Genomic DNA, 20,361 nt, shown 5'->3' with positions numbered 1-20,361 from the left:
TTTCGGTCAGCTGCTCCCTATTATTGAGATACAGTCGGCACGTGCAAGGCATTCTGACATTTCGTGCCTGTTTGCAACTCCCGTGTAATGCGACCGAGACATTCTACTTAACGTCTGATGACCTAATAGCCGAGCTTTCCAGAAATAAGGTAAAATTGCGCATTACTAGATATGTCGGCTCTAACGCTTTACGATCCAAAAGCCGACAGTCTCGAATGTCGAAGAGTTTCGGGCGCCGTCAGGCGTACGAAAGCCTGACATGTACGACCCGCGGTGCTGCAGGCGATACGTTATGGGGATTTCGGTTTTCGGTACAGCCTGGATGCCTCTGAGGCGATGACGGGGCATAGCGATCTGCCCATGGTCAGGTCAGTCCGATGGTCGTCAGGGATGGCAAGACGCCGCTTTCTGCCTGGTCGTAATCGTCCTTGCCCGCCGGAGATGGCGATAGGCACAGGGGCGATCCTGTCCCGCGAAGGCGGTCTCGCGGGAGAGATGACGGACGGGTCATGCCGGGTCATGACACAAGCTCCCGGGCAGGCAGAGTCTCCATCGGAGGAGCGCGCGGCTGTCGCCACCGCTCGAAGGTCTCGATGATGACCATGTGGCCGCCGCAGCATGGGCATGGTGGACGAGGATCGACCGGATCTTCGGTGCCGGGATCCTCGGGCACGGCCGCGACGTCGAGCAGCTGGCGGGCGAGAGCGAGGTTGGCCTTGCGGGCGGAACTGGCGAGCAGGCCATAATGCCGAATGCGGTGGAAGCCGCGTGGCAGGACGTGGAGCAGGAACCGGCGGATAAACTCGTCGGCTGGGAGCGTCATGACGCACTGGCGATCGGCGCCATCCTTGCGATAATCCTTGTAGCGCAGAGTGACGCTGTTGCCGTCAAAAGCCAGGAGACGCCGGTTCGATATGGCAACCCGGTGCGTGTAGCGCGACAGATAGGCGAGCACCGCCCCCGGTCCGGCGAAGGGCGGCTTGGCATAGACCACCCAGCGCTTCTTACGGATAGGGGCGATATGGCGCAGGAAGGCTCGCCGTTCGGCGAGCGGGGCAAGTGATCCGAAGAAGGCGAGCCTGCCAGCCTGGTGCAACTGGATCAGCCGAGCGAGGAACAGCCGGCGGAACAGCGCACCCAGAACTCGCACGGGCAGCAGGAACGTGGGGCGCGACGATATCCACCCTGTCCCGTCTGGCGCGATGCCACCACCCGGCACGATCATATGCACATGCGGGTGATGGGTCATCGCTGAGCCCCATGTGTGGAGCACGGCGGTGATGCCGATGCGGGCGCCAAGATGCTTCCGATCGGCCGCGATCGTCAGCATCGTCTCAGACGCCGTACGGAACAGCAGGCCGTAAAGCAGGGCCTTGTTATGGAAGGCGATGTCGGCGATCTCGGCTGGCAACGTGAAGACGACGTGAAAGTAGCCGACGGGCAGCAGATCGGCCTCGCGCTCCGCCAGCCAAGTACGCGCGGCTGCACCCTGGCACTTGGGGCAGTGCCGGTTCCGACAGCTATTATAGGCGATCCGCCAATGCCCGCAGTCCTCGCAGGCTTCGACATGACCGCCTAGGGCAGCTGTGCGGCAGTTCTCGATCGCCGTCATCACCTTGAGCTGGGTAAGACTCAGATGTCCGGCATGGGCGGCACGATAGGCCGGCCCGGCAGCGCGGAAGATGTCGGCGACCTCATGGTCACCGGGCAACGGCTCAGCCGTCCGGCGACACCTGTGGCTGTGGCGCCGGGAGCAAAGCCAGCTTGTCGAGCGGACTGATGACGGCGCGGGCAGTCCGGGTCGCGACCTTGGTATAAAATGCCGTGGTCTCCAGCTTCGCGTGTCCCAGCAAGGCCTGGATGACGCGGATGTTGACACCGTCCTCCAGCAAATGCGTGGCAAAGCTATGCCGCAAAGTGTGGGGGCCGACCTTCTTCGTGATGCCGGCCGAGCGCGCGGCTTCGGCGACGATCCGATGGAGATGGCGCGTACTGATCGGCTTCATCTCATGCTGCCCGGGGAACAGCCAGCCATCGGCATGCATCACGCCCTGCTGCCGTCCGACCCTCCACCACTCGCGCAACAGGATGAGCAGGTCAGCCGGGAGGATCGCATTGCGATATTGCCCGCCTTTGCCGCGTTCTACCCGGAGTAACATCCGCTCGCTGTCGATGTCGCGAACCTTGAGCATCGCCACCTCGGCGACGCGCAGGCCTGCGCCGTAAGCCACCGATAGCGCGGCCTGATGCTTGAGGCAGGTGGTTGCGTCGAGCAGACGTGCAACTTCATCGGGGCTGAGGACGACGGGCAAAGCGCGTGGGTGCTTGACTGTAAAGAGCTTGCGGGAAAGGTCAGGTCGATCGAGCGTATGCGTGAAAAAGAAGCGCAGCGCCGCGACGATGCTGTTCATGGTCGGCACGCCCATGCCCGAAGCCCGCTGATCGATCTGGAACTGCCGCAGGTCTTCGGCTGTCGCGGTGTCTGGCGGCCGCCCCAGATAGGTTGCGAACCGCGCGACATCGCGAACATAGTTGCGCTGTGTCTCCCGCGAATATCGACGCATGTTCATGTCGTCGATCATGCGCTGGCGTAGCGAGTTGGCGGGAACTTGGGAAAGATAGCTGCTCATCGTTCGGCTCCTTGGTTGAAAGGAGTCGCGATGCTCTGCCCAACCCGAGCAGTGCTCAACTGTAGTGCTGTTCTCAGATCATCAGCGGGACTTCAAATCCGGGTGCCCATCCCGCGTCAGCGGGTTCGTACAAGTCCCAATGCCAGTCCCAAACCTGCCCCGGGGTCCCTCGGTGGCACGCTTTCGCGCAATCGTTTTCACAGGGGAGTTTCCGGCATGACGCGTCGCATGTAAGTGTCGAAGAGCGGCACGGTAAATGCCGTGTCGCCATGTGCGGGGCTGTATAACATTCCTTTGGCGATCAAGCTGTTCCGGGTCGGTGCGACGCTGGATACCTTCACTCCCATGGCATCTGCCACATCACCCGAGCGATGCGGGCCTGGGCCAAGGCTCGCCATTGCACGAAGGTAGCGCTTTTCTCCAGGCGTTAGCCTGTCGAAGCGCACGCGGAAGAAACTGGCGTCCAGTTCAGCGAGGGCACCCTTGGTGGCAGCCGCGATGTCCTGGGCGGTGATGGGCGATGCATCCGCGACATCCCAGCCATGTTTCCCCCACTCCTGGAGGAAGTAGGGATAGCCTTTGGTTTGCGCGATGATCTCATCGAGAGCGTCATCGTCGATCGACTCCTCTTCGCGCTCGATCGGCAGGCGGATAGCCTCGCGAGCCGCCTCATCGTCGAGTGGCCCAACGGCGACAAATTCGAACAGGCGCTCAGCATAGGATTTTGCCCGACCCATTTGTCCCAGCAGCTGCGGCAGGCCGGCTGCCAGCATCGTTACGGGAAGCTGTTTTTGATTGGCACGATGCAGCGCGCTGATCAGGGCGGCCAGTTGCTCCTCCGGCACATATTGTAGCTCATCGATCACCAGAATGACGGCGCTCTTTCGTTCCTTGGCCGCTTCGCCCACGGCCACGATCAGGTCTGCCAGATCCGCCTCAAGGTCGCCGCTGTCGGCGAGGCCCGCCTCGGGTTCGAAATCCAACGCCACCTCCAGGTCATCATATTTGACCTTGAGCTTGGCAAAGCCAGCAAGCGCCTGAAGCGCCCGCTTCACCCCCGCTGACGCCTGTTTCAGTCGGTCGAGGCGCAACAGGGCGGCCCGAAGCGCAGGCACGAGAATACCGGGGAGCGATCGATTTTCTGGCGCCTCGATGGCGACAATCGTCATGCCTTCCGATTCGGCTGCGTCCCGCATAGTCGAGAGCAGCACGGTCTTCCCGACGCCCCGCAAACCATACAAAATGCTTGGTCGCGCCGACCGGCCCATGCGGATGCGATCGAGCGCAACCGCGTTGCGCTCCAGCAGCGCACCGCGCCCAGCAAGCTCAGGAGGGGGAGTTCCAGCGCCAGGCGCAAAGGGGTTCCTTCGAGCATCCATAGCGATGTTATGTCAGGTTAGGGAATTTCTGTAAACTGTCCTAACATCGCTTGATCTTGGCACGCCGGAAACCGCTTCCCTATGTGCCGAACGAGAGTGGCGGGAATGCTGGGCTGGGCCTCCACATGGCGCCAGAGCGAACCTCCCTGCTCTATTCCACCGAGTTCTCAGCCGTCCCGTTACCCAGAGCATCAGCGATCATCGCTGCCAGGGTTTCCTCGGCACGCCGACGCACGCTGGCATCTTTCGATTCCAGATCATGGCGCAACCATTGTGGTGCACGCTCGATAACGCGAAGAATCATCGCGGTCATATTCTCATCCATCGCTGGCGGCATATGCCGCCTGATGACCGGCCACGCAATGCAGCAATCCTGAGCTGTGTTCCGCTATCGCTTTCAGTCGGGCGAGTGACCGGCGCGTCTCCTCTCCGATGAGTTGTCACGCTTATGTTCCTCAGCGTGCTGTACGCGTCGCAACGCATCCTTCAGCACCCGATCGGGCACAGTTTCGATCGTCGTTCGATCTTTCAGGAACGTTCTGAGATCTTTCGCCAGGGCCTCGCAGGCGTGTCTAGTCTGGGTCTCTCTTTCGCGGACCTGCGCGGCGCGGCCTATGCACGCACTTGGGAAATAAGCGGCCAATCCACCGTGCGACGGCGGTGGACAGCATTTTCTATACGTCGCGCTTTGAAAACAAACCATGCGTCGCTCTCTTCGAACGCGCGCAAGATGCGTTTGAATAGACGGCAGTTCGGGGGCCCCCATCCCGCCCGAGCAAGCCGCCCCGCTTTGCCACCATTTCGGCAAAACATGTGTGGAGCCTTAGCATGTCAGTTGGGGCTCGATTGACCGATTGCACGCCTACCCTGTCGAACTTGCTCCGGAAAGAAGCGATTAGGTATTTGCGCGCGATTGTTGGGTCAGTTTGACTTTCGATCCGATTTTAGGGCATGGAACACCAACCGGGTCTACGTGGCTGGATCCGATGGGAGGTTCTCGAGCATGTCATATACGGTAAACACGCTTCGGACGATGACCCGCTCGTGTGAGATGATGCGCGACAGAGTAAAGTCGGTCGTGTTTAAGCCCACGGATCGCAAGGTTCTGGACCTCGCGTTTGGGCCTACCGCGGCAGCGGAGCTGGTTGGACGCACGCCCGAAGCGCTGGCAAAGGCGGAGAAGGAGGGAAGGCTCGCCCCGCCAAAGCAGCTTGGCAACGGACGTCGTTACTACACGCTTGAGGACCTGACCAAGATCCGTGAAGCGCTACACATCCATCCCGGCAAAGCGATAGATGAAGACGCTGTCGTGGTCGCTGTCCAAAACTTCAAAGGGGGCGTGGGCAAGAGCACGATCACCAAGCATTTCGCGGACTATCTAGCGCTGCATGGATACAGCGTCCTCGTTATCGACTGTGACCCGCAGGCGTCAACGACCACAATGTTCGACATTCAGCCGGAGACACTCTTCGATGAGGAGAAGACCCTCGGCAACTTTTTGTCACCGCGAAGCACCTTTGATGATTTCCGCGAAGCAATTCACGAGACCGCATGGCCGACGATTAAGATAGTCCCATCCAGTCTGGGACTCCAAGATGCAGAGTGGGACTTGACCGCTACGTTGCGTGAAGGCGGTCAGGCTGTCCGAGAGGGCCTGCAACGGCTGCGCATTGGCATCCAAAGCGTTACTAAAGACTTTGACGTTATCTTGCTCGACCCGCCCCCAGCTATGGGCTTCCTGGGCTTGAACGTGATGGCGGCTGCAACTGGCCTCCTAGTGCCTGTTCCCGCACGGCAGCTCGATTACCTATCGACGATCCATTTTATGGATACAATTGCAGACAATATCGAAATTCTTGAAGAGAATGACACACCTGTCGATTACGGCTTTATTCGAGTGGTGTGCTCGACCTACACACCGAGTAAGCCTGGTGAGGCCGACATGTGGAAGATGATGCAAGCGACCTACGCGAACTTCCTCCTGAGCCAGCCCATTTTGGCATCCGAGGAGATCAAGAACGCGACGCAGGCGTTCCGCTCGATCTATGAAAGCAAGCCTTCCGCTGCGCATGCCACCTATCAGCGGTGCCGTGACAATCTCGATTCGGTATTCCACGAGGTCCTTCAGCAAATCCGAGAGCAGTGGCCTTCGCAAAGCATTTCGAAGCACGCCAATGATACCGTAGCGAGCGTCGCAGCGTGAGTCGGCGGTCTCTCATCGGTGAAGCGCTTGCGACGCCGGGGCCCGAGCTCGCACCTGAGGTCGAAACAACGCAAACCGGAGGGGCGCGCACGTTCACTGCGCGCCGGCTTGAGGGCTTTACAGAAGCTGCTCGAATGGTGAAGCGCCCGACAATCCGGCTGAAACCATCGGAATGCTCGATTTGGCCGGGCAATGCGCGCGACTATGCGCTGCTCACCGAAGACCGCGTTCGCAGCCTCATCGATTCAATTCAGGCGGAGAACGGCAACCGGATCCCCGTAGTCGTTCGTCGGACGAAGAAGGCCGCGCTCGAATATGAGTTGGTCATCGGGACGCGGCGACACTGGGCAATTTCCTGGCTGAATGCCAACCACTATCCCGATATCGAGCTAGTCGCGATCATCGAGGATCTCGATGATGAGGCCGCTTTCAGGCTCGCCGATATCGAAAATCGCGAGCGCGAGGACATCTCCGATCTCGAGCGGGGCTCGAACTACAAGGCAGCAGTCGAAGCTTACTACGACGGCGTTCAGGCCCGCCTCGCTGACCGGGTGAAGCTCTCTAAGTCGATGTTGTCTCGTTACATTGGGCTCACGGAAATTCCGCAATCAATCATCAGCGCATTCCATTCGCCGATGGACCTACAGGTTCGCCATGGCGATAAGCTCCTTCCCGCGCTCCGCAATCCGGCATTGCGTGAAAAGATGATAGCTGCTGCACAGGAAATTGCCGCCGAACAGAGCTTTCGGCAATCCGGGGATGAGGAGCCGATAAGTGGCGCCGATGTAGTGGCTCGCCTCATTAAGGCGACGACGAGCCGGGCTGGCCGAGTGCAGAAGACCGCGATCGAGGCGAACGGCTCGGCGATTGGTCAGGTTGACCGCGATCGAGCCCGGGGACTCACAATTACAATTAACCCCACAGATCTCTCTGCGGACGACATTCTTGAGGCACTAAGGCCGCTGATCGAACGGGCCAAGATTTTAAAGAGACCGGCCGGTAATGTCGGTTAAAGCCACCTGGGAAAGCAGCGATTTCGCCACTCTGAGAATTGGCTATTTATCGTTTGTTTTCAATCAGTTGTCTAGTTCCTCCCGCGCGTGGGACGAGGCATGACGGACCAAACCAGCGCGTCAACCGCGACGGTCGTAGGCGGCCGCCGTGTCCAATTTGAGATGTTTTTCACGCTGCCCGATTTCAGCGATATTTCGTTGCGAGATTATCAGGAGACAATGCAGCGGCCGTTTTTTAGTCTTTCTAAGAAAAAGCGGATAAAGCCAATTGAATATGTGAGCCCAGATAAACAGGTCACGGTTCACGTGTCTGCAAACCCGGAATACGGGATGGCGACTATTTGGGACGCAGACATTATGATCTATCTTGCGTCTCATCTGAACGAGCTCCGCGAACGCGGGGCGAACGATCTCTCACCAACCATCCGGCTTCAACCAGGCGACCTTCTCAAACGGATTTGCTGGGGAGTCAGCGGAAGAGCATATGAGCGCCTTATCGGCGCCCTCGATCGACTCCAGGCGACCACGATCAAGACCAACATTCGTGCCAACTCGAAAACCCGCGAGACAACTTTCTCGTGGATTGATAGCTATACTCACTTGGTCGATGAGCGGACACAGCGATCGCTGGGGATGGAAATCACGTTGTCGAAATGGTTCTTTGACGGGGTGATGGATAGGCGAAACGTGCTCGCAATCTCTCCTCTCTATTTCGAGATCACAAGCGGTCTCGGCAAATGGCTTTACCGGGCGAGCCGTAAACATGCCGGTGGGAACGGGGCGGAGGGTTTTACGATCGGCTTCGAGACCCTGCATCAGAAGAGCGGCAGCGAAAGCTCCTTGCCCTCGTTCAAGAACAAAATTCTTGAACTCGCGCGAGCAAATAGTCTGCCAGAGATAAGCCTGGAGGTGATCGGCGCCGAAACACCGCGTCCCAAGCTCAAGATGGTGATGCGGCGGTATTTGGACCGTCCTCAGGAGGTGGCGTCCCGCAAACGGACCGCCCCCCCCTCCCCTGCCCGCTTACCTAAGAGTCCCGCCCGCCCTGCGCCCATCGAACCACGCTTTAAGCAGGCATCGGAAGACCTAGGCGAGGAATTAGTTGATCCCAAGCTGGCGCGCACTCTTGTTCAGCGCGCGATTTCCGGCCTAAAGGTTGCCCCATCCCACCCAAGTGGCGACCCCCACGATCCGAGCTACGTCGCAGCTGCGGCAATTGCGCCGAGGCGCCGCGGTGGTCGGGCACATGAGGTTCTTGATCCGGAGATCTATGCGGCAATCAAAACGGAATGCCCCGGCTGGGATCTGGACGTCCTCATCAAGCAGTTCGATGCGTTTCTAAATAGTAACCCCGAAGAGATGCCGAGAAATTATTCGAAACGCTTTTATGGGTTCATGAAAAAGCATCACGAGCGCAATAAATACAGTTTACCCGGCTTTTGAGCTTGCACGCAGTCAATCCGGCTGCGCCTCCTCTTCCTATTCTGTGATTGCGGTGAGTTGCCCAACGATTGCCTGTGAAACGGCTGTGCCGATGTAGTCGGATCCGGCCAAACGTGCATTCGTGGGCGTGGACCACTCTACCGAGACTTCACAATCGACGAGCCGCGCCAACTCCCAGAAACTGAATGCGCCCTAGATCCGAACGAAGGGACGACGCCGGTCTGCACTTCATCGCCCCTGGTCCGCTGGCGATCACTCGCCGCCGAGGCCGCTTGGTACGCCCATCTGTCGTGTTTTCGGAAATCCTTGTGCTGCGGCGCATGCTATCGTCATTAGCCCCAGGAGTACCCACGAGGCGCTCAAGAGAACTAATCGGAAAGGGTAGGCTAATGATTCTAAAAACACGTCAGATCCAAAGCCCCTAGACGGGTCACGGCGCTAAACGGGCGAATGGGTAAATGAAGTTCGCATTCGGCCCGCAGCGAGCGGAGACAACAGTGAGCAGGGCTTATGCGGCCGGATAGCTCCGGGGCTACCACTAGATTTTTAATAACACGACGGCGCAGATGGATGACATTCCCGATAACACGCCTCCCACCCATAAGTCGCGTCACACCTGAATCGCCGGTTTGTGGTTGATCGCTGAAATGCGAATCGAAACGCTAACCGTCGCCACACATCGAACACGGCAAGCCTACCCGCTGGCACTTTTTACGGCCTTTGAGAGGCCGGTCGTACTATCAGGCCTAAGCTGTCGTGTTATTAGAATCCCGGCGTCGTGGTATCAGGCAACGATCGTCGTGTTATTAGATTCGTTGGGCGGTCCGCGAATCGCCAGCTTTATTACTTTCTCAGCTGATCCGCACAGCCGTAACCTTTTAACTTTAAGGTATAACTCATTAACGTTTTCGCCTGCGGCGGATTCTGAGATTTCCTTTTTTTGAAAAAGAAAGATGGATGGCAGATGCCTTTACGCCATTTTCGGTTTGGTAACTAACATCAAAGCGGTGCGAGAGCATTCGGTCGCATAGCGGAAAGCAATTGCCATATCTTGCCCATGTCTAAGGATCCTATCCGCCGAACTGGTCAAAATGTCGTAAGCGCCAGTGCGGCCCTTAAGTGCGTTTCAGCACACCTCGCACAATCTGGCGTCTTTCTAAGCACCACGCGAGGCATTCCGCGTGGTTCGATGGAGAGAATGCTCGCAAGCTCATCGTCCGGGGACTTGACGGTTTAACGAAGCCCGGGCGGATCGTTGATGGGCATTTCGCCGAGCTCTAGTGATTGGGCTCAAAAGCACGATCGATCAGATCCCAGACCGTCAGGGGAGGGGCGTGGCCGGACTGGGCCCTCCGTTTGCGCGACGATAATAAAAGCTGGCAGCATGTCATGCAAAATGGCGCGAAGGCCTATATCCCGCACGCTACCGCCGCGCAGGTTCCGCTTGCCTGTCATTAGACATCGCCAGTCCCGCCGCATTCTGAGCGTGCGTTCCCGACCGTCGCGCCACCGCGGCTAAGGCGAAACAGAACAAACCATGAAATGCCCCAAAAACCCCCTTAGAAGCCCGTACAGCGCTTTTGGCGGCTCCAGATACCTGTGCCCTACCCAAGGCGGCATTTGCCGCCTAGAGAGGCTCTGAGCGGCCCTCCATTTCCCCCTCGCGCGCCCAAAAATCCGGCGCAAACGGATCCACCAGGCCACGGCGAGGGGTAGGGGAGGGGGCGGTGACGGGGATCGCGTAAGAGCGATAGCTCGCCTGGCCCGTGCGTTCGAGCAGCAGCCCTTCATCGACCGCGATCGTCAGCAGCTTGATCGCGCCGGCCGAAGTCAGCCCCAGCGCGTGCGCGACCTGCGCACTGGTCACGAACGGACGCGCCATCGCCAACCAGATCACCTCCTTCAAGCGCCCCAAGCGGCGGCGGCGGTCGAACACTTGGCCCGCGCGCTGGGCATAGCCGCGTAGGCGGGTCTCGCTTTCGCAATGCGCGGCGGCGCCCGCGGCAATCGCCTCAAGCCAGAGCCGATCGAGCGCGGCGCCCTGCGCGATTGTCCATGCCGCCCCGCCATGCTGCAGCCCGAGCGCGGTCAGCCCGCCCTGCGAGCCCCGCCAGCGGCCCGCGCCCCAGCGATCGCCGATCAGCAGGCTGGCGACCCGGTCGCCCTTGCCCAGCGGCGCGTGCTGGCGCCACAGCGCCGCCAGACGCGCGGCGTGGAGCAGGGGCGGGGCAGGGGGGAGGGCGCGGCACGCTTGCTGCCAGCGCGCGACCGCGGCGAGACGCGCGTCCGGATCGCGCTCGAGCGGCGCGGCCCAGGCGTCGTACGCCCGGGGCTGATCGGCCCCGAGCCAGGCGAGCAGCGCGGCGGGATCCTGCGCCAAGGTGGCGAGCGTGATGGGCGCGCCGATTGCCTGTTTCCAATGGGTGAGGTCATAGGCGCTGGGTACCAGCCGGCCGCGCGCATCGATCTTCACATTGTCTACGGACCAGTCGACCGCATCGGCGGCGGCGAGCGCTTGGCGCTCAGCCAGCGCGGTCCGCGTGCGCCAGGGCCCGCGGACCGGGCTGAGCTTGCCGCGCTCCTCGACGCGGGCGAGCGCGGCCTGGGCGGCAGCATAAGCGGTGAGCAGGTCGGGCGCGGCAGGGGAGGGGGCCATAGGGTCTGCTTTATGCCGCTGATGCGCACACCGAGGAAGCTTTAATTGCTGGCGTTCGCGGACTAAAATTAAACGTAAATGACGAAATAGAAAGTCTGCTGGAGGCGTCGCTTTCTTACACCCGTGATAATTGCAGTTATCACATAAGCGGATTTGACGCCTCTTTATAAGGTGCGCTACGAGCGCCGCTGAGGAGCGTAACGCATCGTGGGCATCGAAACCGCCTTGGAAGGGCACAAAGCCGCTGAAGCGGCGGCTGAGGTAGCCCTGCCGGCCGTCACGGCTTCGGCCGACCTCGCGATCGTGCAGATGCGCGCCGGCGAGCGCATCACCGTGAACGAGGCGCTGATCGCCGCCTATCAGGCCGCCTCGTCGCCGCACAGCATCCGCGCGCTAAAATCCGACGTCGAGGCGTTCGACAGCTGGTGCCGGCGCACCAACCGTATCGCGCTGCCGGCGACGGCCGAGACCGTGGCCGACTATCTCGACGCGCGGGCAGGGAAGGGGAGCCGTCCCGCGTCGCTCTCTCGCTACAAGGCGTCGATCGCCAAGATCCACCAGCTGCTCGATCTGAAGGATCCGACGCCGGCCCCATTGGTCAAGCTGCGGCTGCAGGCGGTGCGTCGCGAGAAGGGGGCCGCGCAGAAGCAGGCGCGACCGCTCCGGTTCAAGGGCCCGGTCCGCGACGTCGAGCGCGACAAGGCGCGCGGGCTCAACATTCGCGCGTTGCTCGAGAGCTGCGGGGACGATTTGCCGGGGCTGCGCGATCGCGCGCTGCTCTCCACCGCCTACGACACCGGGCTGCGCGCCTCCGAGTTGGTCGCGGTCGCGGTGGAGCATATTGTGGACGCCCTCGATCCCGAGGCGCGGTTACTGGAAATACCCCGCAGTAAGGCAGATCAGGAAGGGGAGGGGGCAACCGCCTATCTCAGCCCCCGGACTGTTCGGGCGATCGCGGCATGGCTGGAGGCAGCCGGTATCGAGGCGGGGCCGGTGTTTCGGCGCGTGAACGTGCGGCGCTACAAGGCGCGCAAAGCCGTGCCGGGACGACGGATCGAAAGCATCTCGAGCCGCGAGGCCTGGGATCTGTGCAAGACGCTGCCCAAGCGCGCCGTACCGGCCCGAACCGAATATACCGTGGGGGAGGGGGCTCTCCATCCCGGCTCGATCGGCCCGATCTGGCGGGCGATGATCCGCAAGGCGTTCGATCGCCGTGCGCTGCTAGACTTGACCGTCGATGATGTCACGCGTCTGCTCAAGGGAATCAGCGCGCATTCGACGCGGGTGGGACTGACGCAGGACATGTTTGTCAGTGGCGAGGACCTCGCTGGCATCATGGATGCTGGACGGTGGAAATCGCCGCGCATGCCGCTTAGCTATAATCGGAACCTGGCGGCAGAGCAGGGGGCTGTTGGGCGGCTGATGGCGAAGATCGGCTAGCGATCTGGACTTTGGAGAGCGTCATGCTCTGACGAGCGAGATAGTCTATATTTTAAACTAAGTGACCATGGCTCAGTTTTCTGTCCACGATGCCAAGACAAACCTGTGTCGCGTCATCGCCGAGGCGCTCGCGGATGGTGATGTCGTCATCATACGGGGCAATGTCCCGGTTGCGCGTCTGGTGCTAATGGAGCCGCGCGGATGCCAACAGTTCGGAGCGCTCAAGGGCAAGGTCACAATGGATGCGCGGTTCGACGAGCCGCTTCCTAGAGACCAATGGGCCGGTAGGAAACTTGGGTGAAACTGCTGCTCGACACTTATGCGCTGATCTTGTGGCTGGCCGGTGATATCGCGCTCAGCGCGGCGTCGGCCATGTAGGTCGCGTCAAGACATCGCATCGGTAAACTGCTGGACGCGACGCTTCTCGCCCGCGATTTAGGGTCCATCATCGCCAATCAGGGCTTTGCCGCACTGCCGATCACGGTCCGCCATGCGCGGATCGACGGCGAGATAGCCATCTCCGACAAGGCTACGCTTGATCGGCTTTTGATCGCCCAGGCGCAGACTTGGGACATGATGCTGACGTCGAATGAAGACCTGTTCGATGGTTTCGCCGGCCCGCGGCTCTGGTAGTCCATTACTCGTCCTCAAGATATATTTGCGCGTCGATGAATTGGGTCTTTTCACGCGCTCCTTGGCCCCGGCGAGGTTACCGCCATGATCTGGGCTAAACTCCGGTTCTGCGCGCCGCCCGGCGCTATCGCGTTGACGCGGATATTGTCGCGACCCAGTTCGCTCGCGGCGCTCTCGGTCATGCCGACGATCACGGCCTCGGATGAGATCTAGTCGGGCATGCCCGCCACGCCTCGACGAGCGCGTGGCTGCGCGTGCCGACGATCGCGGCATCGTCGCCCGGGCGGTAGAGCGCGCCGCCAACACCGATACCCTCGGCTCCGGCATCGAGCCATTGCCCGATATTGTTAGCACCGGTGCCGCCCACCGCCCACAGGGGGACGGTGCGCGGCAGTATCTCCCGGACCGCCTTTAGATAGTCAACGCCCATCGCCGACGCCGGAAAGAGCTTCAGTCGCCGCACGCCCGCGCGGATCGCCGCCAACGCCTCGGTCGGGGTCAGAAAGCCCGGCATCACCTCCAGCCCTCGCGCCACGGCATGGCTTATTAGGGGCGGATCAATATTGGGCGTCACCATCAGCCGCGCGCCGAGGGCCGCGAGCCGGTCCACGTCGTCCATCGCCAGCACCGTCCCGGCACCGATCAGGGCATGGTCGCCAAAGGCGCGCTGGATGATCCCGATGCTCTCGAACGGGTCGGGGGAATTGAGCGGCACCTCGATCAGGCGGATGCCGGTATCGACCAGTGCGCCGGCTACCCCGTGCGCCTCCGCCGGGGTCAGGCCGCGCAGGATGGCGACGACGGGCGGCGCGCCGGCGGCGAGAAGATCGTCAATCGTCATGCAGCAACTCCAGTCCCGCTAAGGCGCAAGCCTCGCCATCCATAGACGCCACGTCGCCGACCTGGTCCGCCAGCGCGAGCGCATAGCGTTCGGCCAGTTCCGGCGCACCGACCAGCGTCACGCGACCGGGCAGGCCGCCGGCGTGCCTGCGCCCCTCCTCAATCTCCGAACCGATCAGCACGCCGGACAGGAAGCTTGCCGCCCATGTCGCGCTGCGCCCGCGCATGAGCTGCGCGGGCCGCGCTTCGAAGACGGCGCCGAGGATGCCCGGCGCTGTCCGCGAGCGGGCAAGGCCCTCCACCCATCCGGCCTCCCGATCGTCCGCGTTACCAGCGCCGGCGCCGGCGTTGAGCAGCGACGATCGGTCCCGCAGCAGCGCGAACATCTCACCCGTGAACCATGTCCGAAACGCCGTGATCGTCCCGTCCTCGACCCACGCCCACTTGCTGTGGGTGCCGGGCAGCAGCAGCAAGTGCTTGCCTTCGGCCAGCGAGGAATCGCGCGCGATGGCGCCGAATATCTGCGTCTCCTCGCCGCGCATCACATCCTGCTCGCCCAGGCGAACGCCGGCCGCGATATGGATGGGCAGACCGTCGAGATCGAGGCGCAATTGCGCGCTCCGCCAGTCGTCGAGCGACGCGGGACAGGCGACATAAGGCGCCTCGCGAAGGCCGGTGCGCGACCCCGCCATGCCGCGGAGGGAAACCCGGTCGGGCGACTCCGCGTCCCGCCACGGGCGCAACAGCCGGGCGAGAACGGCGGCGGGCGCCTCCTCCAGCGCGCCGATGCCCGGCCCGTCCACCCGGTCGATAACCCCGCCGTCCCGGATGCGCCACATCCGGAGGCTTGTGGTTCCCCAGTCGCCCGCGACGTGCCCGCTCATGTGGTCAGCCTGACCGACGGAAGCGGCAGCCCCGCCACCGGCGCATCGAAGGCGAACAGGCCGCCTGCCAGCGGCTGGTCCGAGAGCTGGCCCGCATCGAGGCCGGCCGTGGTGACATAGGCCGTCCGCAAATCCTCGCCGCCGAACGCGATCTTGGTCACGCGCGCGCAGGGCAGGTCGATGCGCAACATCAGGCTGCCATCGGGCGCATGACGCTGCACCCCCCATCCATCCCACAGCGCGACCCACAAGCAGCCTTCGCTGTCCAGGACGATGCCATCGGGATGCCCGTCCGCCTCCCCCAGCCGCAGGAACAGTTCGGGCGGCCCCAGGCAGGGGCCATCCTCCACGGCATAGCGCCAGATCGTGCGATCGACGGAATCGACATGATAAAGGGTGCAGCCGTCGGCGCTGATCGCCGGGCCATTCGTCACCACTGCATCGCCGCCCAGCCGGTGAAGGACACCCTGGTCGAGGCAATGGAGGGCGCCGGTCGGCTGCGTCTCGCCGTCGTCCATGGTTCCGAACCACAAGCGGCCAAAGCGATCGACCGTCGCGTCATTGGTGCGGTTGCGCGGCGGCATGGCAATGGTCGCCAGTCGGTCGCAGGCGCCCATGGGGTCGAGGAGGAAGAGGCCATCGCCCGATCCGATGAGCATGTGCCGCCCCTCCACCGGCACGACGAAGCTGGGTTGCCCGTCGACCGCCATCGTCTCATGCTGGCCAGTTGCGGTATGATAGCGATGGATCGCCCCCCCTTTGATATCGACATAATGGAGCGTGCCGCTGGCAGGCGACCACGTCGGCCCCTCGCCCAGCAAAGCTCGGGTCGGCCAGACCAGTCGCGGAACGACGCTCATTCGTCGGTCGTCACGCGCGCGCCCCAGAGCCTGTAGAAGAGCACGAACAGCTCGCACACCGCCGTCAGCAGGAAGCTCTTCTGCAACCCGAAACTGTCCGCCAGGCTGCCCTGTACCACGACCAGCGCGCCGCCCGCGATGGCCATTATCATCAGGCCCGAGCCCTCCTCGGTCAGCGGACCTAGCCCCTTGATGGCCAGCGTGAAGATCGTCGGGAACATGATGGAGTGGAACAGACCGACCGAGATCAGCGCCCACATGGCCACCGGCCCATGCGCGAAGATCGCGACGAGCATCACGACCAGCGCGCCCGCGGCGGCAGCGGCCAGCACCCGTTCCGCCGCTACACGCTGCATGATGCCGGCGCCGATGAAGCGGCCGATCATCATGCCGCCCCATAGGAAGGTCAGGTATCGGCCCGCCTCCTCATGCGTCAGGTTGGCGACGTCCGGCTGGCTGACGAAATTGACGAACAGGTTCGCGACGCCGATCTCCGCGAGGAGGTAGAAGATCATCGCGGGGATACCCCAGATCAGGTTGCGGTGTCGCCAGAGCGAATGATTGTCCCGCTCCGCCTTGGCGACGCGGCTGGTCGCCTGTCCCATCGCGGGCAGGGGGAAGCGCGCGATGACGAGCGCCAGCACCACCAGCACCGCCGCGACGATGCCATAGGGCAGCACCACCGAATGCGCGTCGGCCAGCCGTTCGGCGGCGGTCAGCACCCGGTCGCCGCGCGCCGTGCCGCCGACCGACCGGCCCAGAATCAGATAGGCGCCGAACGCGGGCGCCAGCATGGTGCCCAGCGAATTGAACGCTTGCACCAGGTTGAGGCGTGAGGACGCCGTTAGCGGCGAGCCGATCACCGCGACATACGGATGGCGATAAGCGCTCGGTAGAAGGCGGCGATACCATCAGCACTAACAAGGCTGTCGGCGGTGGTGTGATAGATAAAGCTGGGTGGAAAGCTCCCGGTAATGCCGGATCGCAGGCTGTTCTCTGAAACGTGCAGTATTGGGACTTGCCGTCGCGCCCTATCGCCATGCCCTCCAGCCATGGATAGCCGAGGGCCACAAAATCCGGCTTGCTGCTTACCCATTCGACGGGATCAGGAGACGCAGCGCTCCCAGTCCGCCTTGCCTGCGACCGTTGCGGTCAGATGGCCACCCGCAGAAAAGCCGATCATGCCGATCCGATCCGAATTGATCCGGAAGCGCGCGGCGTTAGCGCGGACGTAGCGCACCGCCCGTGCGCCATCGAGGAACGGAATGGGGAGTCGCGCCTTGGGACCCACGCGATAAGACAATATGAAGGCGGTGATCCCGCGAGAGGTGAACCAGTCGGCAACCTGGCGTCCCTCCAATATCGTGGCCAGTGTCATATACCCGCCGCCGGGGGCAACGATCATCACCGTACCATTTGCCATGCCTGGCTGCGGTTGGAAGAGCGTAAGCGTCGGTATTTCATAAGGCTCGTCGCTGGTTGCTTGTGGCGCTCGCCCGTCCCAGAGGCGGAGGGTCTTCAAGCCAAGGGCAGTGGCAGGCATGGGCACCGTGTTCAACGAGGCAGGAGCGGGGATCTGGCCGGCGACCGGGGCGCCAGATAAAATTCCCGCGGCAAGCATCAACGCGACGACCAACGCTTTCATGGCATCCTCCTTGTATACAACGAATACCATTCGGGGACCCCATTGTGAGCGTCAAGTTCGCGATGCGAAACCCCGCTTGGGTCGATGGCAATCGATACCGGAGCGAAGTAGCCTCGCCGCATCGCTCTCCCTCCTCTGACGGACCAACTTGCCAGTGACATGGACCTTGGGGAGAGCAGGCCACGGTGCGTCCCGCGAAATTATACATCCAAGCTTTACAGAGGGAGGGATAAAAATATAATGAACGAAAACGTCCAATTTATGTCACGCTGTATTGCGGGGCGGCTGCGGGCGGTTTTCGGGAGCGATCGGATATCTCGCTCGCTGCATTATAAGATCGAGAGGGTCCTTATGGCCACATTACCCCGCGTTACACGCCGCGCGTTTCTCGTGTCGACTGTCGCGGTGCTGCCTGCTTCTCTATGGGCGAAGCCCATTGGCGACGACCTTTACCGGAATCGCCAGGCGCCTGTTGCTGATCGGGTTTGGGATCTTCTCGGTCGCATGACGCTGGAAGAGAAGGTGGCGCAGATGCGCTGCATCTGGTGGGACAAAAAGCGCCTGTATGATGCCGGCGTTTTTTCGCCGGACAAAGCTAAGGCGGCAATTGGCGACGGCATCGGGCAGCTGGGCATGGCCAGCGACACGATCGGCCTGACGCGCTTCTCCAAAGATCAGTACCGCACATCGGAAGAGACGATCGACTTCGTCAACACGGTGCAGCGTTTCCTGGTGGAAAAGACGCGGCTCGGCATCCCTGCGCTTTTCCATGAAGAGACGGCGCACGGGCTGAAGGCGCGGGACGCCACTGTTTTTCCCATTCCGCCGGGCTTGGGCAGTCCATGGGACCCGGACCTGGTCGAGCAGGCCTTCGCCCTGGCCGGGCGGGAAACGCGGTTGCGAGGGGGGACGGTCGCGTTAAGTCCCGTCCTCGATCTCGCGCGCGATCCCCGCTTTGGGCGAGTCGAGGAGTTTTTCGGCGAGGATCCCTATCTCGTCGGGCAAATGGGCATCGCGGCGGTGCGCGGGCAGCAGGGGCATTCGCGTCCGATCGCCCCGGACAAGGTCTTTGCCACGCTGAAGCATTTCATTCATGGCACCCCGCAGGGCAGCATCAACACTGAGCCGTCTGACATGAGCGAGCGCATGGTGCGCGAAGCCTATCTTGTGCCGTTCGACCAAGTCATCAAGGCGGCCGACCCGGCGATCATCATGCCATCCTATAACGAGGTAGAGGGCGTTCCATCCCACGCCAGTATCGCATTGTTGCAAAAGACCGGGCGTGAGCGACTGGGCTTTCGCGGCGCTTATTTCAGCGACTATGGCGGCGTCACCAACCTTGTCGGCGACCATCATGTCGCAGCAGACGACGCCGACGCGGCGGTCCTGGCGATCAATGCCGGCGTCGATGCCGAACTGCCCGAAGGCCAGGCGTTCAAGCAACTGCCCGCCCTGGTCCGCGCCGGGCGGGTATCGGAGGCGAAGATCGATGCCGCGGTCTCGCGCATCCTCGCCCTCAAGTTCGAGGCGGGCCTGTTCGAAAATCCCTATACGGACAAGGCACGCGCCCCGCGACAGGTGAACGCACCGGCCAGCGTGCGGTTGGCGCGGACAGTGGCGCAAAAGGCGATCGTGCTGCTCAAGAATGACGGCGTGCTGCCGCTGAACCCGGATGCGAAGCTGAAACTGGCGGTGATCGGCCCCAATGCGGAAGAGGCGCTGTTCGGTGGCTATTCGGGCGTCAATTCCCGGGCGGTCGGCATTCTGGCTGGCGTGCGCGCTGCCGCTGGCCGCAACATGACGGTCGAATATGCCGAAGGCGTGCGCATCGTACAGCCCGATCCCAGCGGCCAGCATCTCAGCCCCAACCGGCAGAGAATGATCCGCGCATCGCCGAAGCCGTGGCGTTGGCGCAGCGGTCGGATGCGATCCTGCTGGTCGTCGGCGATCACCCCGAAATCACGCGCGAAGCGATCTCGCGTGTCGCGGCAGGAGATCGCAACACGCTTGGCCTGTTCGGCGATCAGGACAAACTGGTCGAGGCGATGATCGCCACGGGCAAGCCTATCATCGCCTTGTTCATCAACGGCCGTCCGCTGGCCGTTACCCGGCTGGCGGAGAAAGCCAACGCGCTGGTGGAAGGCTGGTATCTCGGCCAGGAGGGCGGAAACGCCTTTGCCGACATCCTGTTTGGCAAAGTCAATCCGGGCGGCAAGCTGGCCGTCACATTCCCGCGATCGGTGGGCGAGTTGCCGGTCTATTATAATCAGCACCCGTCCGCGCGGACGCGTGCGTATGTGGGGGGCAAGTCGACGCCGCTGTTCCCGTTCGGCTTCGGCCTTAGCTATACCAGCTTCGAAATATCTGCACCGCGCCTCGCCAAGGCACAGATCATGCCCGGCGAGACCGCCATGGTCGAGGTCGATGTCGCCAATACGGGCGCGCGCGTGGGCGATGAGGTGGTGCAGACCTATATTCGCGACGATGTGAGTTCCGTACCCCGCCCGGTGCTGGAGCTTAAGGCTTTTCAGCGCGTCACGTTGAAGCCGGGTGAGCGGCGGACGCTGCGCTTCGCACTGGCGCCCGATGCGCTCGCCTTCTGGGACATCGATATGAAGTGGGTGGTCGAGCCGGGCAGCTTCACCATTTCCGCCGGAAATAGTTCGGCCAACCTGAAGACAGCCAAGCTGACCGTGACCGCCTGAACGGCGTGGCAGCGATATTGGGAGAGACCA

General features: G+C 62.1%; 18 protein-coding genes and 1 pseudogene. 7 read left to right on the top strand and 12 right to left on the bottom strand.

The features are described 5' to 3' along the window. Positions 1-517: 517 nt before the first annotated feature. The 4 genes from ACZ51H_RS17665 to ACZ51H_RS17650 form a co-directional block, all read right to left on the bottom strand. The gene (locus tag ACZ51H_RS17665) at positions 518-1,711 is read right to left on the bottom strand and encodes an IS91 family transposase (protein ID WP_464803527.1); all 1,194 of its coding nucleotides are present in this window, start codon (positions 1,709-1,711) and stop codon (positions 518-520) included. Between the two features lie 4 nt (positions 1,712-1,715). Further along, positions 1,716-2,630: a tyrosine-type recombinase/integrase gene (locus ACZ51H_RS17660; RefSeq protein ID WP_464803526.1), complete on the bottom strand. Its 915-nt coding sequence runs from the start codon at positions 2,628-2,630 to the stop codon at positions 1,716-1,718. A gap of 197 nt (positions 2,631-2,827) precedes the next feature. Continuing rightward, positions 2,828-4,009, bottom strand: coding sequence for an ATP-binding protein (locus ACZ51H_RS17655; RefSeq protein ID WP_464803702.1), 1,182 nt, complete (start codon positions 4,007-4,009; stop codon positions 2,828-2,830). Positions 4,010-4,160: 151 nt separating this feature from the next. Continuing rightward, positions 4,161-4,334, bottom strand: a complete 174-nt coding sequence (locus ACZ51H_RS17650) for a DUF6771 family protein (RefSeq protein ID WP_464803701.1) — start codon at positions 4,332-4,334, stop codon at positions 4,161-4,163. Between the two features lie 678 nt (positions 4,335-5,012). Between ACZ51H_RS17650 and ACZ51H_RS17645 the strand changes: the two genes are divergently transcribed. From ACZ51H_RS17645 to ACZ51H_RS17635, 3 genes are all read left to right on the top strand, one after another. Then, positions 5,013-6,212, top strand: a complete 1,200-nt coding sequence (locus ACZ51H_RS17645; protein WP_464803700.1) for an AAA family ATPase — start codon at positions 5,013-5,015, stop codon at positions 6,210-6,212. Continuing rightward, positions 6,209-7,225, top strand: a complete 1,017-nt coding sequence (locus ACZ51H_RS17640) for a ParB/RepB/Spo0J family partition protein (protein WP_062121805.1) — start codon at positions 6,209-6,211, stop codon at positions 7,223-7,225. The genes ACZ51H_RS17645 and ACZ51H_RS17640 overlap by 4 nt, the downstream gene beginning before the upstream one ends. Before the next feature lie 99 nt (positions 7,226-7,324). Then, positions 7,325-8,668 carry a replication initiator protein A gene (locus ACZ51H_RS17635; RefSeq protein ID WP_464803699.1) on the top strand — a complete coding sequence of 448 codons (1,344 nt, stop codon included), beginning with the start codon at positions 7,325-7,327 and terminating at the stop codon, positions 8,666-8,668. Positions 8,669-10,295: 1,627 nt separating this feature from the next. Here ACZ51H_RS17635 and ACZ51H_RS17630 read toward each other — a convergent pair. Next, positions 10,296-11,324 (bottom strand): hypothetical protein, encoded by a 1,029-nt coding sequence (locus ACZ51H_RS17630; RefSeq protein WP_464803698.1) that lies wholly within the window; start codon positions 11,322-11,324, stop codon positions 10,296-10,298. Positions 11,325-11,531: 207 nt separating this feature from the next. Here ACZ51H_RS17630 and ACZ51H_RS17625 point away from each other — a divergent pair, with 207 nt between their 5' ends. Both ACZ51H_RS17625 and ACZ51H_RS17620 read left to right on the top strand, forming a co-directional pair. Next, complete coding sequence (locus ACZ51H_RS17625; RefSeq protein ID WP_464803697.1) at positions 11,532-12,764, top strand: integrase; 1,233 nt, start codon at positions 11,532-11,534, stop codon at positions 12,762-12,764. A 67-nt stretch (positions 12,765-12,831) separates the two neighbouring features. Further along, positions 12,832-13,065, top strand: coding sequence for a type II toxin-antitoxin system Phd/YefM family antitoxin (locus ACZ51H_RS17620; RefSeq protein WP_464803696.1), 234 nt, complete (start codon positions 12,832-12,834; stop codon positions 13,063-13,065). 134 nt (positions 13,066-13,199) lie between these two features. Here ACZ51H_RS17620 and ACZ51H_RS17615 read toward each other — a convergent pair whose 3' ends face one another. From ACZ51H_RS17615 to ACZ51H_RS17585, 7 genes and pseudogenes are all read right to left on the bottom strand, one after another. Further along, the gene (locus tag ACZ51H_RS17615) at positions 13,200-13,451 is read right to left on the bottom strand and encodes a hypothetical protein (protein ID WP_464803695.1); all 252 of its coding nucleotides are present in this window, start codon (positions 13,449-13,451) and stop codon (positions 13,200-13,202) included. Continuing rightward, on the bottom strand, positions 13,448-13,579 hold the full coding sequence (locus tag ACZ51H_RS17610; RefSeq protein WP_464803694.1) for a hypothetical protein: 132 nt from the start codon (positions 13,577-13,579) through the stop codon (positions 13,448-13,450). The genes ACZ51H_RS17615 and ACZ51H_RS17610 overlap by 4 nt, the downstream gene beginning before the upstream one ends. A gap of 8 nt (positions 13,580-13,587) precedes the next feature. Further along, positions 13,588-14,238: a 2-dehydro-3-deoxy-6-phosphogalactonate aldolase gene (locus ACZ51H_RS17605; RefSeq protein WP_464803693.1), complete on the bottom strand. Its 651-nt coding sequence runs from the start codon at positions 14,236-14,238 to the stop codon at positions 13,588-13,590. After that, a complete protein-coding gene (locus tag ACZ51H_RS17600; RefSeq protein ID WP_464803692.1) occupies positions 14,228-15,121 on the bottom strand; it encodes a 2-dehydro-3-deoxygalactonokinase in 894 nt (297 codons plus the stop codon). The genes ACZ51H_RS17605 and ACZ51H_RS17600 overlap by 11 nt, the downstream gene beginning before the upstream one ends. Further along, positions 15,118-15,981: an SMP-30/gluconolactonase/LRE family protein gene (locus ACZ51H_RS17595; protein WP_464803691.1), complete on the bottom strand. Its 864-nt coding sequence runs from the start codon at positions 15,979-15,981 to the stop codon at positions 15,118-15,120. Before ACZ51H_RS17595 ends, ACZ51H_RS17600 begins: the two co-directional genes overlap by 4 nt. Beyond that, positions 15,978-16,859, bottom strand: a pseudogene (gene gluP, locus ACZ51H_RS17590) (glucose/galactose MFS transporter); the annotation flags it as partial. The gene ACZ51H_RS17595 and the pseudogene gluP, both read right to left, overlap by 4 nt. A gap of 227 nt (positions 16,860-17,086) precedes the next feature. Next, positions 17,087-17,626 carry an alpha/beta hydrolase fold domain-containing protein gene (locus ACZ51H_RS17585; protein ID WP_464803690.1) on the bottom strand — a complete coding sequence of 180 codons (540 nt, stop codon included), beginning with the start codon at positions 17,624-17,626 and terminating at the stop codon, positions 17,087-17,089. A 351-nt stretch (positions 17,627-17,977) separates the two neighbouring features. Here ACZ51H_RS17585 and ACZ51H_RS17580 point away from each other — a divergent pair, with 351 nt between their 5' ends. Next, positions 17,978-19,675, top strand: a complete 1,698-nt coding sequence (locus ACZ51H_RS17580) for a glycoside hydrolase family 3 protein (RefSeq protein WP_464803689.1) — start codon at positions 17,978-17,980, stop codon at positions 19,673-19,675. Continuing rightward, entirely contained in the window at positions 19,558-20,331 is a 774-nt protein-coding gene (locus ACZ51H_RS17575) for a glycoside hydrolase family 3 C-terminal domain-containing protein (protein WP_464803709.1), read from the top strand. The genes ACZ51H_RS17580 and ACZ51H_RS17575 overlap by 118 nt, the downstream gene beginning before the upstream one ends. The last annotated feature ends 30 nt before the right edge of the window (positions 20,332-20,361 follow it).

The sequence above is a fragment of the Sphingobium sp. TomMM15 genome (assembly GCF_055397045.1).
This window is presented reverse-complemented; position numbering and strand designations above follow the sequence as displayed.

What these genes read in the sequence shown, in the direction of transcription:
- ACZ51H_RS17660 (WP_464803526.1), bottom strand. Translation starts at nt 2,630, where the DNA reads ATGAGCAGCTATCTTTCCCAAGTTCCCGCCAACTCGCTACGCCAGCGC.
- ACZ51H_RS17655 (WP_464803702.1), bottom strand. Translation starts at nt 4,009, where the DNA reads ATGGATGCTCGAAGGAACCCCTTTGCGCCTGGCGCTGGAACTCCCCCT.
- ACZ51H_RS17650 (WP_464803701.1), bottom strand. Translation starts at nt 4,334, where the DNA reads ATGGATGAGAATATGACCGCGATGATTCTTCGCGTTATCGAGCGTGCA.
- ACZ51H_RS17645 (WP_464803700.1), top strand. Translation starts at nt 5,013, where the DNA reads ATGTCATATACGGTAAACACGCTTCGGACGATGACCCGCTCGTGTGAG.
- ACZ51H_RS17635 (WP_464803699.1), top strand. Translation starts at nt 7,325, where the DNA reads ATGACGGACCAAACCAGCGCGTCAACCGCGACGGTCGTAGGCGGCCGC.
- ACZ51H_RS17630 (WP_464803698.1), bottom strand. Translation starts at nt 11,324, where the DNA reads ATGGCCCCCTCCCCTGCCGCGCCCGACCTGCTCACCGCTTATGCTGCC.
- ACZ51H_RS17620 (WP_464803696.1), top strand. Translation starts at nt 12,832, where the DNA reads ATGGCTCAGTTTTCTGTCCACGATGCCAAGACAAACCTGTGTCGCGTC.
- ACZ51H_RS17610 (WP_464803694.1), bottom strand. Translation starts at nt 13,579, where the DNA reads ATGACCGAGAGCGCCGCGAGCGAACTGGGTCGCGACAATATCCGCGTC.
- ACZ51H_RS17605 (WP_464803693.1), bottom strand. Translation starts at nt 14,238, where the DNA reads ATGACGATTGACGATCTTCTCGCCGCCGGCGCGCCGCCCGTCGTCGCC.
- ACZ51H_RS17600 (WP_464803692.1), bottom strand. Translation starts at nt 15,121, where the DNA reads ATGAGCGGGCACGTCGCGGGCGACTGGGGAACCACAAGCCTCCGGATG.
- ACZ51H_RS17595 (WP_464803691.1), bottom strand. Translation starts at nt 15,981, where the DNA reads ATGAGCGTCGTTCCGCGACTGGTCTGGCCGACCCGAGCTTTGCTGGGC.
- ACZ51H_RS17585 (WP_464803690.1), bottom strand. Translation starts at nt 17,626, where the DNA reads ATGAAAGCGTTGGTCGTCGCGTTGATGCTTGCCGCGGGAATTTTATCT.
- ACZ51H_RS17580 (WP_464803689.1), top strand. Translation starts at nt 17,978, where the DNA reads ATGGCCACATTACCCCGCGTTACACGCCGCGCGTTTCTCGTGTCGACT.